Raw genomic sequence first — 14861 nt, forward strand, 5'->3', positions numbered from 1 at the left:
CGGCATACAGACCGAATAATAGCGCGGTCTCCGGCTGGAGATTAGCCAAAATTTTTGGATTCCCTTATTTTGGCTAATCTCGTATTGCTGAATTTTGTTGTTTTAAAGAACTGCTGTGAGTTCGTCTGGTTGATAAGCTAAAGAAAGCTTAGACTATAATGGAGGTTTGTTAAGGTTTAATTGCCGTTTTATATAAAAAAACAAAAAAACCAAGAATAAAATTCATAGAAATACCTTTCTTCTGAACTTCAACATCACCCTGTAACAAGGAGCGATTATCGCCTGCTGCTACTTCGTTACTTTTGTTTAGACTGTGCGTCAATTCCATACTAAGTTTATTTTTATGATAAGTGATTTTATAGCGTTACTGCGGACCAGAATGCCCATCTAAAGGACCGCATTCTTTACAGCCAAACTTTATGCCATAATATGAAAGGATCGTATTAATTAATAAAAAATTAACACATTTAATTATTAATACAGACTAATCGAGAGATGTGAAGTGAAATTCTTCCATTTCAAAAAAAAGTGTAGTAAAATAGGGAACAACTGTCCGAAATAAAAGGCATAGCCAAGCAGGTAAATTATACAGTTATACGTGCAACTTATATTTCATTTTTTTCCTAACTTAGCCTAAGTAATTAAAAAATAAGATGAACGCGACAGAGAACTATTCAATTCGCGTAGAGCCAACTCAAAATTCAAGACTCTCGCAAGTAGATTTCGACAATCTAAAATTCGGAAAGATTTTATCCGACCACATGCTGGTCGCAAACTATGATGACGGTGAATGGAAAGATGTCAGCATCGTCCCTTATGGAGATATCAGTATCAGTCCTTCGATGTCCGCTTTACATTATGGTCAAGCGATCTTTGAAGGAATCAAAGCTTATAAATTTGCAGATGGAACAGTGAGTATCTTCCGTCCGGACAGAAACTGGGAAAGATTTAACAAATCTGCCGCACGTCTTCAAATGCCGGAGGTGCCAGAGGAGATTTTTATGGATGGCCTAAGCAAACTATTGGACATCGACCGTAACTGGATCCCGGCAAAAGAAGGTTCATCATTGTACATCCGTCCTTTTATGTTCGCAACAGAAGCGGCATTAGGTGTACATCCTTCTAAGTCATACAAATTTATCATTATCACCGGCCCTGTAGGCGCATATTACAGCAAAGCGATCAGCTTAAAAGTGGAGACCTACTATACACGTGCAGCAGAGGGTGGTGTTGGTTTTTCTAAAAATGCAGGTAACTACGCCCTATCGCTTTACCCAACACAATTGGCCAATGACGAAGGTTATGATCAAATTATGTGGACAGATGCTTCTGAACATAAATACATTGAAGAAGCAGGTACGGCAAACCTTATTTTCCGCATTGGAGATACGATTATCACACCACATGGTGATACAATCTTACACGGTGTAACACGCCGTACAATTATGGAATTGGCAGAGAAATGGGGTTACAAAGCCGAGCAGAGAAAGGTATCTATTCAAGAACTCATCGACGGTATTAAAGCCGGTACAGTAACGGAAGCTTTTGCAGCTGGTACTGCAGCCACAATTACGGATATCAGCCGTATTGGTTTTGAAGGACAAGATTATCACTTGCCGCCAGTAGAGGGCCGCGAGTTTTCAAATCGTGTCTTGAATTACCTCAACGACTTGCGTTATGGTAAAGTAGAAGATCCATTCGGATGGAACTATTTAGTGAAGTAATTTCCAAGATGAAATAAAAAAGCCTTTGTTATTCATAACAAAGGCTTTTTTATTTCATCTATTTAAATTGCCTGTATACGATAGGTATGTTTTGAAACACAGGCCATATGCTTGATTTGAATCTGCGATGCTTCATTTGAATTTTCGCCGATAACCCCAAGTTCTCTCCTATCAGATCCTTAGGAATGTTCTCCCCTCAGCTCCTTTTGAATAAAATCAATGATAGCGGCAGTTTCCTGGGATTGAAACCAATGCGTATAACCATATTTTTTAAACCATGTAATCTGTCGCTTGGCATAACGTCGCGAATTTTGTTTGATTTTTTCGGTCGCTTCCGCCAAAGACTGCTTGCCATCAAGATAATCAAACAACTCGGCATAACCAACAGTGAGCAATGCAGGCTTCGTTCTGAAAGGAAGTAAAGCTTTTACTTCGTCCAGCAAGCCATTTTTCATCATCAGATCGACACGTAAATTGATCCTTTCATACAACTTTGCCCGATCCATATTCAAGCCAATGGTAAGAATATCAAAAGGTCTTTTCTCGACATCTTTCTTATGGTAAAATGACATCGGTTTACCTGTCGCCTCAAAAACTTCAAGCGCCCTGACGACACGTTGTGGATTATCGATGTCTGCCGTTTCAAAATATGCAGGATCAATTCTTTTCAATCGGTCTTTTAAGGCCTCCAATCCCAATACTGCAAGTTCATGATTAAGTCGCTCGCGCACTTCATCCCCCGCCTTGGGCAGATCATCCAATCCTTCGCACAGGGCCCGTACAAACAGGCCCGATCCACCTACCATAATGACGACGTCATGCAATTGAAATAGTTCTTCCAGTTTCAATAGAGCTTCACGTTCAAAATCTCCTGCAGAATATTCCTGCGTGATGGAGTGTGAATCAATGAAATAATGGGGGGCAGCAGCAAGTTCCTCTGGATTTGGTTTTGCTGTACCAATAGACATTTCCCGATAGAACTGACGGGAATCAGCAGAAATGATCGCCGTATTAAAATATTGTGCCAATGAAATAGCCATTGTAGTCTTACCAACGGCAGTTGGCCCCACAATGGCTATCAATGTTTTTTTATTTGCCATAATATAGTACTTCACAGGCCGAAAAGAACCTGTAAAAGTCTTCTTCATTAATATTCGTCTTCGTAGCCGTTGGATTCTTCACGCTCCTCACCTTCTTCACCCTCTTCCTCATCATCACCATCATTGTCGAAGCCATCCAGTTCGTCTTCGTCATCGACGCCATATTGCGTATCGTCTTCCTCCACGTAATCGTCCTCTTCAACAGCATCTGAGACCGGAAAATTAGCCGCAGTCATGGTTTTAGGAACCTGGCCGATGGACTTAAACAGCGCCGGGTATTCCTTCCCATCCTCTTCTTTCAAGATTTTGATCAGTTCAACCTGGAAATCATAAGGGCGATCAAAATTGTAAACGTAGTAAAATTTCTGATGTGGATCATCGATAAACTTACTTAAACGGATATTCTCCATCAACAATACCTCAGCATCTTTTTTACGTTGTGTAGGCTTGAATGCAATCTCTGTTCCTTTTTTCCACTGATCATTGCTCACATAGAACGAGGAAGATGCATCTGCAGCATAACCTGTAGATTTATGGATTTCCTCATGTAGGTCTATAAATGTACTTTTAGAAGGCATGTCGATCTCACGATATACATCTTCATAATCCTCAAAAGTAACTCTAAATCTATAAATTGCCATCTCTGCTATTTTCTTCTTTTAACCCTCTAAAATTAATACTATATTTTAAGAATTGGAAATTTCCAATGGGATTTCTTGTTTGATCGTCAGGTTCATTTCCCCTGCTTTTTTCACCAAGAATTGATAAGCCTCGACTCTGGAATTTGGAATATCGCCCTCCAAAATAGCCTCGCGAATCAAATTTTTCAGCTGCCCTACAGTACGCCCTGGCGCTAAGCCAAATAGGATCATGATATCCTCTCCACTGATCGGCGGCTGCCAGTTCCGAACCTTGTCCCGTTCTTCGACATCCTTCAATTTCTGTTTGACAAGTTCAAAATTCTGACGATATTTTTTCTTTTTAAACTCATTTTTTGTGGTAACATCAGCATGGCATAACATCATCAGGGCTTCAATATCATCACCTGCTTCAAACAAAAGACGGCGTACGGCAGAATCCGTTACGATATCCTGCGCCAAGACAATAGGCCGAAGATGCAATTGCACCAGCTTCTGCACAAATTTCATTTTCTCATGGAGCGGCAACTTCAATTCAGCAAAAAGCTTTGGTACCATACGGGCACCACGATCTTCGTGCCCATGAAAGGTCCAGCCGAGCTTTTTATCGAAACGCTTTGTTGCCGGTTTGGCAATATCATGCATAATCGCGGCCCATCGTAACCAAAGGTCTTCAGACAATTCACATACATTATCCAGCACCTCCAGCGTGTGGTAGAAATTATCTTTATGGCCTTTGCCATCAATGACATCAACCCCGTGCAAATTATACATGGCCGGAAATATCAATTCCAGGAGACCAGTATCAAAAAGATATTTAAAACCAACTGACGGTTTGGGTGAGAGAATAATCTTATTGATTTCATCGATAATACGTTCTTTGGAGATAATCTTTATTCGCTCTTTGGTATCACTAATCGCTTTGATCGCATCAATCGCGATTTTAAAATTGAGCTGTGTCGCAAAGCGGATAGCCCGCATCATACGCAGTGGATCATCGGAAAACGTTTCTATCGGATCTAGAGGAGTTCGGATAATACGCTGTTCGAGATCTTGAACTCCGTTAAATGGATCCACTAAAGTACCATAATCTGCTTTATTCAATGAAAACGCCATCGCGTTGATCGTAAAGTCACGCCGATTTTGATCATCGGTTAAGGTACCGTCTTCCACAATAGGCTTACGCGAGTTAGCACGATAGGATTCCCTTCGGGCACCGACGAACTCCACATTGAGTCCTTCATAAACCAGCATGGCTGTACCAAAATTTTTGTAGACAGCAACTTTAGTATGTAGCCTATCACCCAGTAAAGTCGCAAATTCAATGCCGCTGCCGACGACCACAATATCCACATCATTCTTAAAAGGGCGCTTCATAATATAGTCGCGAACATACCCCCCGATGACATAACATTCTGTATTTGTTGTCTCGGCGAGTTCCTTAATGATTGAAAATATTGGATGTTGTAAATTATCGTACATAGTTAGAACAGCAGGTAAAAAACCAAACAGTTTGCAAAAGTAACAATTTTTTTTGTATTGGAATTAGAGACAATTGAACAAGGATCAAAGACGTTGACACTGTAAACGGCGAGCTTACAGATTAAATCAACCCTCTTTATCCTTGTCCCTAAAAAAAGTAAGACTGCAACTTAGTCTCTATCTTTGGATAACTTACGGAAAGCAAGTGGATTTTTAAGCAATTCGGCCTGTTCGCGGCGGCGTTTTACAATATGTAAAGCCGAGAAAATAGCCTCGATAAAAGAGCTTTCAGAAGCTAAGTTTTTTCCAGCAATATCATAGCCTGTACCATGATCAGGCGATGTACGTACGATAGGTAGACCAGCCGTAAAGTTTACACCGGCACCTTTGGCAATATGTTTAAAAGGAATTAAACCCTGGTCATGGTACATCGCGAGTACCGCATCGAATTTCTCATAAGCACCTTTTGCGAAGAATCCATCGGCAGGATATGGACCAAAGCAGAAGATCCCCTGCTCATTTGCTTTCTCTACTGTAGGTCTAATGATCTGATCATCTTCGGTACCAATAATCCCATGATCGCCAGCGTGTGGATTAAGCCCCAAGACTGCGATCTTAGGTTTTTCAATCCAAAAATCTTTCTTCAACGAATCATTCATCAGGGCTAGCTTTTTAAGAATTGCTTCTTCGGTAATATTCGCCGCAACCTCATGCAGCGGAATATGACCTGTTACCACACCGATACGTAATTCGTCACAAACCATAAACATCAATACATCATCAGCCTCTACTTTGGCCTGCAGGTATTCGGTATGGCCCGGAAATTGAAATCCCTCCTGTTGAATATTATGCTTATTGATTGGGGCAGTTACTAAAGCATCAATCTTGCCGGCTTTCAAGTCTTCAACAGCCTTCTGCAACGAAAGGAAAGCATATTTACCGCCGATCTCATTTTCTTCACCCAACGAAATCTTCACGTCTTCCTGCCAGCAATTGATCATATTTGCTCTTTTGGAATGCGCCTGCTCAGCATCATTGATCACGTTAAAACTAAAATCATTTACTCCGATCGCTTTACGATGAAAAGAAGCAACCTTTGTATTTCCGTAAACCACCGGCGTAAAGAAATCACACATCCGCTGATCTACCAAAGATTTAATGATAACTTCAAGTCCAATGCCGTTAATATCGCCTACGGTAATTCCGATTTTTAATTTATCGCTCATTCTGTTTAAATGCTTTGATTCAAAAATAGGGATTTTTTTCTTAGAATAACTTTTCACTTATTTATTTTTTACTTTTGCAACATGAGCACAGTAAGAGCAAAAAAACATTTAGGACAGCATTTCTTGAACGATAAAAATGCTGCACAAAAGATTGTGGAAGCATTGGATCCTAAATTGGGTTTTAACCAGGTGCTTGAAGTTGGCCCGGGAATGGGGGTACTTTCAGATTTTCTCTTGCAGAAGGAAGATTATGAAACTTATTTGATCGATGTGGATGATGAATCCATTGCTTATTTGGACGATAAATATCCCCAGTTGGGTAAGCGATTGATTCACGGTGATTTCCTGAACCTTGACTTTTCACAGTATTTTGGCGAGAAAATGGCCGTTATCGGCAATTTTCCGTACAACATCTCCTCCCAGATTCTCTTTAAAATTTTGGATGAGCGGCATCGTGTTGTTCAAATGGCGGGGATGTTCCAGAAAGAGGTCGCTGAACGCTGTACTGCCAAAGCAGGAAGTAAAGAATATGGCATCTTGAGTGTCTTTTTACAGGCGTATTATAAAGTAGAATACCTGTTTACTGTAAAGGCAGGAGCATTCAATCCACCGCCAAAAGTATTGTCGGGCGTGATTCGCATGACACGCAACGACAGGGAACAATTGAATTGTGATGAGAAATTATTTTGGCGTGTTGTTAAAGCAGGTTTCAATCAACGTCGTAAAACCCTCCGCAACTCACTTTCGGGTGTTGTTCCGAAAGATAAAATGTCTGACAACCCACTGTACGAACTACGCGCAGAACGATTGACGGTAGATGATTTTGTCGGTTTAACAAACGAAATAGCAAACAGTCTTTAATATGCATTCGACGAACAGCACATGGATTATCGTAGGCGGAGGTATCGCTGGATTATGTGCTGCAATAGGGCTTGCAAAACTAGGCATTGAGGCACATGTCTATGAAAGTACCATTGAACTCAAAGGCATAGGTGCCGGATTCGGGCTCGCAGCCAACGCCATGCAGGCTTTGGAACATTTAGGATTGAAAGATGAAATCGTCCCGTTAGGGCATTACCTGGCATCCTACAATGTCTTGGATCAAAAGGGAAATATTCTTGTTGAACCAGACACTAGGTCAATCAGCCAAAAATATCAGCAGGACAACTTCGCTATCCACCGGGCAGACCTGCATCAGTTTCTATTATCCAAAATTCCGAAGGGGCAAGTTCATCTCGGCAAACGCGCCGTTTCCTTTGAACGAGCGGGCGAAGATATTCATGTTTATTTTGCAGATGGAAGCCATGTACAGGGGCAAACCCTTTTGATTGCCGATGGTGTACATTCAGCACTACGACAACAACTCATACCGGGCTCTGCACCTCGTTATTCGGGCTACACCTGCTGGCGGGCAACCATTGACAATAGCAGCATACAGCTCGGTAAAGGAACAGAAACCTGGGGCAGCAAAGGACGCTTTGGAATGACCCCACTTGTCAATAACCGGATCTATTGGTACGCCTGCATTAATACTGAGGCACAAAATCCGGTCTTAAAAAGATGGAAAACAAAGGAGCTTCTCGAAAATTTTAAAGATTATCATGCCCCTATTCCAACGATCCTGTTGGAGACAAAAGATAGCGAATTAATCGCAAATGACATTATTGACATCACACCACTTCAACAACTCGCTTTTGACAATATCCTGTTATTGGGTGACGCAGGACATGCGACGACGCCCAACTTGGGCCAGGGAGCCTGTCAGGCTATTGAAGATGTTGCTGTGCTGATAAACGAACTCCAAAGCTCCGATTCCATTAATTTGGCCTTCAAACGATTCGAAAAAAGACGATTGGATCGGGTAAATTATATCTGTAATACTTCCTGGAGAATAGGAAAAATAGCACAATGGGAAAATCCATTCCTGATAGGAATGCGAAATTTTTGCATGAAAATAATGCCCAACCGCATGAAACAACAGCAGTTAAATAAATTACTGTCTGTAGATTTTATGCAAATCAACCATAATCATGACGCTGGGATCTAAATCATCGTACTACACAGCAACGGTATTCACTGATCAGTGCCACATAAAAAAAATGGAATGAAAACTACTATTTTGATCGTCGACGACATTCATGAAATCATGCTTGAGAAATTCGAACAGGCGGGGATCGCCTACAATTATCAACCTGATATCAGCCGAGAAGAAGCTGAAAAAATTATCGCTAATTACTCCGGTATGGTTATCCGTTCCAAATTTCAGGTAGATAAAGCTTTTTTTGACTTGGCGCCAAACCTCCGCTTTATTGCTCGTGCTGGTGCTGGGATGGACAATATCGACGATACAATTGCTACGCAAAGAGAAGTGCTGTTAATTCCGGCCAATGAAGGCAATCGGGATGCTGTAGGTGAACATATGATCGGTATGTTGCTTAGTCTAATGAACAATTTGAATCGTGGGGACCAACAAATACGATCTGGGCAGTGGCTGCGTGAGGCCAATCGTGGATATGAGCTTAAGGGGCGTACTGTAGGTTTGATCGGCTATGGACACAATGGTATGGCCATGGCAAAAAAATTATCCGGTTTTGATGTACAGGTACTTGCCTATGATAAATATCGAATCGACTATACGGATCAATATGCATCGGCAGCAGACATGGAAAAGATCTGCAAAGAAGCCGATGTGATCAGTTTCCATATCCCCTTAACGGATGAAACAAGAGGTATGATTGATGTGGATTATCTGGCTAAATTTGAAAAACCTATTTTCTTTTTATTAGGGGCCCGAGGCGGTATTGTACAAGTTCCAGCAGTGCTTAACGGCCTTGATTCCGGTTCCATTATCGGAGCAGCATTTGATGTGTTGCCCGTAGAAAAGTTCCCAAAACTCGCCGAACAGAGCTGGTATGCAGATCTTATCCGTAGAGACAATGTAATCTTGTCGCCGCACGTTGCCGGATGGACCTTTGAAAGTTATTATAAATTGTCGGAAGTCGCCGCAGATAAGATCATCGCCTTTTTGGCGTCTTAATTTTGGCAAAGAGTTATTTGCCAAAATCTTCAATCAATCATGCGAGCAAGCGAGCAAGTAATCAATTAAGCATCCCCTATTCATACAGGTGCAGGAGAGTAAAGTAAGCCATTGCTCTTGAAAGCTCTAAAAAATCAGGTTCCGGGGCTAAAGATACCGACAACAACAACAATCAGAAACTGAAGCACCAAGCTACAGTCCAGTAGATAAGCGTAGTGGTAATGGTCTTTTGTTTTGAAAACAGCCAACTTAAGCAAGGCAAATATAAGTACGTTGGTCAGAATCAATCCGATTTTAATAGGTACGGCATAGGGTACACACAAAACCAAAATACAATGAAGGCCTAGTAGCCCATAGGTTAGATTTTTAGCTTTTTGTTCGCCCAGCATATTAGGTAAAGTCCGTAGATGATAATAGGAATCCTGTTGGATATCCCGAATATCGAAAGGCAATGTACAGATAACCAAAAATATAAACTTCAATCCGCAGAGCGCAATAAAAACCCACTGATCTATTGTGACACCGATGTTGGCTAGTTCCACATAAGGGAGCACCACACTGCTGCAGACCCAGACCAGCGCAATATGAAAAATCTTGGCCCCGGGTATCTGTCGAAGGCCCACTTTGCGATCACGGAAGGTAAATAGAGGCATTCCGTATAGTAGACTCAGGATTCCAATAAATCCCAAAAACAAAAAAGAGTACAGATGTATATGCCACAAGCAATAACCAAGCACAAGCAAAGCGATACCATTGTTTAACCACATGACCCATTCATGATTAAAGATCCAGCGTGTCCGGGGGAATTTTGATTCTTTTGGGTGCTTTGGTTTGGACCACCACAGGCTAAAATTATAGAGTAGCAAGGTCGCCGTTCCTTCTACTAAAACGATATACCAATTGATAGACCGTTCAAATATGATATAAGTCAATGCGCATTGTGCCATGGCCGCCATGGCGATCAGAAGATTTGTATAGATTGTAATATAGAATAGCTTTCTTAGAAAAGACATCTTGAAAAATCTTGATGCAAGATAACAATCTTATAGATAAAAGTAGTTTAACATTATATTAAACATCAATTTTTTGATAAAATGGGCAAAAACCGCTAAATTGTACACCGAAATCGAAATATCAAAAACAATTTCGCAACGATAACAATATAAATTAAAATAATTCATAATAATCCTAATAACGATGAGCCTACAAATAAAATCATTTGAAGAATATCAAAGTGAATATAAGCGAAGTGTAGAACAACCTGAGGAGTTTTGGGCGAGCATTGCAGATCATTTTTTCTGGAAGAGAAAATGGAATAAAGTGTTGAACTGGAACTTTGAGGAACCCAATGTCAAATGGTTTGAGGGTGCTAAATTAAATATTACAGAAAACTGTCTAGATCGCCATATTTATGCTAATGGTGATAAACCAGCCATCATCTGGGAACCTAATGATCCAAATGAAGCGCACCGCATTCTTTCCTATAAGCAATTACTACAAAAGGTAGAGCAATTTGCCAACGTACTTAAAAATAATAACATCAAAAAAGGGGACCGGGTATGTATTTACTTGCCAATGGTTCCTGAATTGGTTATTGCTGTATTAGCCTGTGCTCGTATCGGCGCTATCCACTCGGTGGTGTTTGGTGGCTTTTCAGCACGATCTATTGCTGATCGTATCGTCGATGCAGAATGCAAACTGATCGTCACTTCAGATGGTAGTTACCGCGGCAATAAAACCATTGGTTTAAAAAACATTGTGGACGATGCTTTAATGCAATGTGACACTGTTGAAAAAGTAATTGTTTTAACACGTACGCGTACACCGGTATCGATGATCAAAGGACGTGACGTATGGTGGGAAGATGAGATCAAAAAAGTAGAAACACAAGGAAATCCAGCATGTCCAGCAGAAGAGATGGATGCTGAAGATAATTTATTCATCCTTTATACATCGGGGTCCACAGGTAAACCTAAGGGTGTAGTACACACTTGTGGCGGTTATATGGTGTATACAGGCTATACCTTTATGAATACGTTTCAATATAAGCCAAACGATGTATTTTTCTGTACAGCAGATATCGGCTGGATTACAGGACACAGTTACATCGTTTACGGACCGTTATCACAAGGAGCTACTTCTTTAATGTTTGAGGGTATTCCAACCTTCCCGGATGCGAGCCGTTATTGGGACATTGTTGATAAGTTCAAAGTCAATATTATCTATACATCCCCTACTGCTTTGCGTTCATTGATGGCTTTTGGCGACGAATTTGTCGACAAAAACGACCTGTCCTCTTTACGTGTTTTGGGGTCTGTAGGCGAGCCAATCAACGAAGAAGCCTGGAACTGGTTTAACGAAAAAGTTGGGAAAAAGAATTGTCCTATTGTTGATACCTATTGGCAGACAGAGAATGGAGGCCATTTGATCACTTCATTGGCCGGAGTAACACCGGAAAAAGCAAGTTATGCCATGTTCCCGATGCCGGGCATTCAACCCGCTTTGATGGATGAGAATGGAAAAGAAATCGAAGGCAATGATGTCACAGGAAACCTATGTATCAAGTTCCCTTGGCCGGGTATGCTACGCACGACATGGGGGGACCATGACCGCTGTCGTCAAACCTATTTCTCGACGTATAAGGATATGTATTTTACGGGCGATGGATGTTTCCGTAGTCCAGAAGGCTATTACAAAATCACAGGTCGTGTAGATGATGTATTAAACGTTTCGGGTCACCGCATTGGTACGGCAGAAGTGGAAAATGCGATCAATATGCACGCTGACGTTGTTGAATCTGCCATTGTCGGTTATCCGCATCCTGTAAAAGGACAAGGTATCTATGCTTATGTCATTGCGAATCACCATACCGATGCAGAAGCCACCAAAAAGGATATCATGGAAACTGTTTCACGTATTATCGGTCCGATTGCTAAACCAGACATTATCCAATTTGTTGATGATCTACCAAAAACACGTTCAGGAAAGATCATGCGTCGTATCTTACGCAAGATTGCCGAAGACGATATCGCCAATGTAGGTGATACTTCGACACTTCAGGATCCTGCCGTTGTAGAAGGAATCATCAAAGGTGCTGCAGCTTTAAAAAAATAGCGTATAAAGTATTTAAAAAAATAACAGCCTTCCAAATGGAAGGCTGTTATTTTTTTAAATACTTTTGATTATATCGCACTCATATTTAACGTTATAGGCAATGTATAGCCAACCCGTACACGCTCACCACGTAGCATACCAGGTTTACATTCGCTAAGCTTTTTATTGTTCAAAGAGCCATATACACACACATAGATCGGCTTCTTCAGCAGCTCCTTTTCCTTCTTAAGTTAGCTTGGATAAAATACGATCATTTTTCAATCTATTGTTGGGGTATAGATAAAATGCCGAATCGATCAATTTACTTTCATCACTAAAGTTCCCAAGACCCTTGAGTGTGTCATTTTCATATAATTCATATTTTTTTACCTAGAAAATTGAATGGTGCTACACTCTTACTTATCGCATCTAGCTTTAGTAACTCATTGCGTAGATAGTACTCCGCTATTCACTAAACTTTATCCTTTCCCAATGCATCGATATGAATTGCTCTTAAAAAATAAGCCGAGTCTTGTTGCTTTGTTTCTTTTCCATCTTTCCTATGGTAGGTCGTAAACATAGCCTGTGCAGAAAGGCTAGATAAGCAAAGATTGAACAGCAGCAAACAGAAGAATGTCAGTCCAAAATGCAAATAATACCCCATCATAATTGTTAATACAGGGGTAATATTAACAATTATCCAGGATCGTTAAAAACTTACCGGTTAAATAAAGTTTAATTTTATCGCTAGGGATTGCAAAACACTTCTTTTATGTTATCCACATTATGTTAATAAAATTGTGGATAACATAAAATCCGAAAGTTATTATCGTTAACGCGCAAGATTTAGCCGTATGGGCAAGGTATACCCCACCCTTACAGCCTCCCCTCTCCGAATGCCTGGTTTCCATTTTTTAAGCATCTTTACAACACGGATACCCGCCTCGCCCGTATTAAATCCCAAATCTTTCTTTAGTTTAATATCTTCAATTTGACCATCTCTGTCGACCACAAAATATATTTCCACCACTCCACTTACCCCATTTTTAACGGCTTCTTTGGGATAGTCATAATTTTTAGCAATAAAATTCAATAACTTATATATACCCCCAGGATATTCGGGTTGCACAAAATAGGTCTTTGCATCATAGTTAACGAGCTCCCCATTTTCTTTTATTTTACTGCCCTTTAATAACTTTCCTTTATGATACGTTTCGACAAAAGTTCCGTTATCTGCCGCACCTTTCCATTCACCCTCACGCAAATTATTGACCATCCTCCCCTCTTCAAAATTATCGTCACTGCCTTCACGTAGACGAATTAAACCATTTCCATCCGTCAAGGTTTTATTCGTTAACGAGTCAAAATAAGCCACATAAATAGGATTTTCTGCAATCCGGTCGCCTCTTTTATCTATTGAGCTAGGGTAAAACACCGTCAACTCAGGCTTACGGTTTGGGTACCAATAGTATGCAGAATCGATCAGTTCACTCTGTTCACTGAAATTTTCAAGGCTCTTTAACACCCCATTTTCGTAAAACTGAGATTTCTGCCCCTGAAACCTAAATGGGAAACTGGCGTCTTTGCTGGTGCCTTTTAACTTAATCGTATTGTTATTGATATAATACTCTTCAACAACATAATATTTTTTATTTTGCTCACTTACAGAACGAATGATACGTTTAAAATAGGCAGGGTCTTTCGCTGTTATCTCGTCCCCATCTTTCTTATGAAATGTTGTATCGATATCTTGGGCTACCGCAGCCTGCAGACAAAAAACCAATAGTACAATGAGGCAAGCGAATTTCAACAACTGATTTAAATAATATTTCATAAAATGTGTAGGATAATAATTATACAAGCTAATTTACATAATTAAGATGATGCTTCAATTAAGTGGAGAGTAAAAACAGTTTTCCACAGCATGTTAATAACATTGTTGATAAGTTCAAAAGCACATAAAGATTAATAAAGACAAAAGGCATTAAACATAAAAAAGCCACATCATCCCGACGTGGCTAAAATAAACATATGAATTTAATTAAACAGTTTCTATTTATACGAGTTTACGGAGCTTGCAACCTTCCAGGTTCCCGATTCATTGATTAATGTCACTAGATCTGTTTTCGTGAAATCGTCAAACTTCATGGTGATACGCGCTACCATATAGTTTTCAGATTCCTCGAGTACCTCGGTACTTGTGCTGCAGTTCAATTTTTCACCTTTTTGCTTTTTCAGGAAGGAAATGACTTCCGAACGGCTATTGGTACGTGCAGCTTTCCCCTGGACTTTTTGATTGAATTCGGATGCGAACAATTTTTCTACGCCCTGAGATGCACCTTCTGTCATTACGGATACATAACTATCAATGGCTAAATCGGCTGTAGAAAGGTTCAATGCTTTACCAGGGTCTGCTGCTGCCATTGCGAAAGTTGATAGTGTAATCAATGCTGCTGCTGCGAATGTCTTTACTAAAGTTTTCATAATTGCTATACTTTATATTGTTAGTTTTTTTCTCTTTTCTGATTGTCGCAAGGATCTTGATTTTGTTGCATCATTTC

General features: G+C 40.4%; 14 protein-coding genes. 5 read left to right on the forward strand and 9 right to left on the reverse strand.

The window, feature by feature from the left end:
* Positions 1 to 169: 169 nt before the first annotated feature.
* Positions 170 to 328, reverse strand: a complete 159-nt coding sequence (locus AAH582_RS22240) for a hypothetical protein (RefSeq protein WP_156167568.1) — start codon at positions 326 to 328, stop codon at positions 170 to 172.
* A 325-nt stretch (positions 329 to 653) separates the two neighbouring features.
* On the opposite strand from AAH582_RS22240, the gene AAH582_RS22245 reads away from it, so the two are divergent.
* The gene (locus AAH582_RS22245; protein WP_046672808.1) at positions 654 to 1724 is read left to right on the forward strand and encodes a branched-chain amino acid aminotransferase; all 1071 of its coding nucleotides are present in this window, start codon (positions 654 to 656) and stop codon (positions 1722 to 1724) included.
* Positions 1725 to 1903: 179 nt separating this feature from the next.
* Here the strand turns inward: AAH582_RS22245 and miaA are convergent, their stop codons facing one another.
* From miaA to pdxA, 4 genes are all read right to left on the reverse strand, one after another.
* The gene (gene miaA / locus AAH582_RS22250; RefSeq protein WP_231585171.1) at positions 1904 to 2872 is read right to left on the reverse strand and encodes a tRNA (adenosine(37)-N6)-dimethylallyltransferase MiaA; all 969 of its coding nucleotides are present in this window, start codon (positions 2870 to 2872) and stop codon (positions 1904 to 1906) included.
* Positions 2872 to 3465, reverse strand: coding sequence for an IS1096 element passenger TnpR family protein (locus AAH582_RS22255; RefSeq protein ID WP_343320658.1), 594 nt, complete (start codon positions 3463 to 3465; stop codon positions 2872 to 2874). The genes miaA and AAH582_RS22255 overlap by 1 nt, the downstream gene beginning before the upstream one ends.
* A gap of 45 nt (positions 3466 to 3510) precedes the next feature.
* Positions 3511 to 4944, reverse strand: coding sequence for a CCA tRNA nucleotidyltransferase (locus AAH582_RS22260; RefSeq protein ID WP_343320659.1), 1434 nt, complete (start codon positions 4942 to 4944; stop codon positions 3511 to 3513).
* Positions 4945 to 5114: 170 nt separating this feature from the next.
* Positions 5115 to 6170, reverse strand: coding sequence for a 4-hydroxythreonine-4-phosphate dehydrogenase PdxA (pdxA, locus tag AAH582_RS22265; protein ID WP_046671618.1), 1056 nt, complete (start codon positions 6168 to 6170; stop codon positions 5115 to 5117).
* A gap of 81 nt (positions 6171 to 6251) precedes the next feature.
* On the opposite strand from pdxA, the gene rsmA reads away from it, so the two are divergent.
* From rsmA to AAH582_RS22280, 3 genes are read left to right on the forward strand one after another with little or no spacing between them, the layout of a single operon-like run.
* Positions 6252 to 7031 (forward strand): 16S rRNA (adenine(1518)-N(6)/adenine(1519)-N(6))-dimethyltransferase RsmA, encoded by a 780-nt coding sequence (rsmA, locus tag AAH582_RS22270; protein ID WP_343320660.1) that lies wholly within the window; start codon positions 6252 to 6254, stop codon positions 7029 to 7031.
* 1 nt (position 7032) lies between these two features.
* Positions 7033 to 8217, forward strand: a complete 1185-nt coding sequence (locus AAH582_RS22275) for an FAD-dependent monooxygenase (protein ID WP_343320661.1) — start codon at positions 7033 to 7035, stop codon at positions 8215 to 8217.
* 57 nt (positions 8218 to 8274) lie between these two features.
* On the forward strand, positions 8275 to 9207 hold the full coding sequence (locus AAH582_RS22280) for an NAD(P)-dependent oxidoreductase (protein ID WP_046671621.1): 933 nt from the start codon (positions 8275 to 8277) through the stop codon (positions 9205 to 9207).
* A 134-nt stretch (positions 9208 to 9341) separates the two neighbouring features.
* Here AAH582_RS22280 and AAH582_RS22285 read toward each other — a convergent pair whose 3' ends face one another.
* A complete protein-coding gene (locus AAH582_RS22285) occupies positions 9342 to 10220 on the reverse strand; it encodes a hypothetical protein (protein ID WP_343320662.1) in 879 nt (292 codons plus the stop codon).
* Between the two features lie 184 nt (positions 10221 to 10404).
* On the opposite strand from AAH582_RS22285, the gene acs reads away from it, so the two are divergent.
* Entirely contained in the window at positions 10405 to 12321 is a 1917-nt protein-coding gene (gene acs, locus AAH582_RS22290) for an acetate--CoA ligase (protein WP_046671623.1), read from the forward strand.
* A 451-nt stretch (positions 12322 to 12772) separates the two neighbouring features.
* Here acs and AAH582_RS22295 read toward each other — a convergent pair whose 3' ends face one another.
* The 3 genes from AAH582_RS22295 to AAH582_RS22305 all read right to left on the reverse strand — a co-directional run bounded on the left by AAH582_RS22295 (position 12773) and on the right by AAH582_RS22305 (position 14784).
* On the reverse strand, positions 12773 to 12967 hold the full coding sequence (locus tag AAH582_RS22295) for a hypothetical protein (RefSeq protein ID WP_343320663.1): 195 nt from the start codon (positions 12965 to 12967) through the stop codon (positions 12773 to 12775).
* A gap of 165 nt (positions 12968 to 13132) precedes the next feature.
* Positions 13133 to 14134, reverse strand: coding sequence for an energy transducer TonB (locus tag AAH582_RS22300; RefSeq protein WP_053003497.1), 1002 nt, complete (start codon positions 14132 to 14134; stop codon positions 13133 to 13135).
* A 218-nt stretch (positions 14135 to 14352) separates the two neighbouring features.
* Positions 14353 to 14784, reverse strand: coding sequence for a nuclear transport factor 2 family protein (locus AAH582_RS22305; RefSeq protein WP_182982111.1), 432 nt, complete (start codon positions 14782 to 14784; stop codon positions 14353 to 14355).
* Between the last annotated feature and the right edge of the window lie 77 nt (positions 14785 to 14861).

Source organism: Sphingobacterium multivorum, from assembly GCF_039511225.1.
GTDB lineage: Bacteria > Bacteroidota > Bacteroidia > Sphingobacteriales > Sphingobacteriaceae > Sphingobacterium.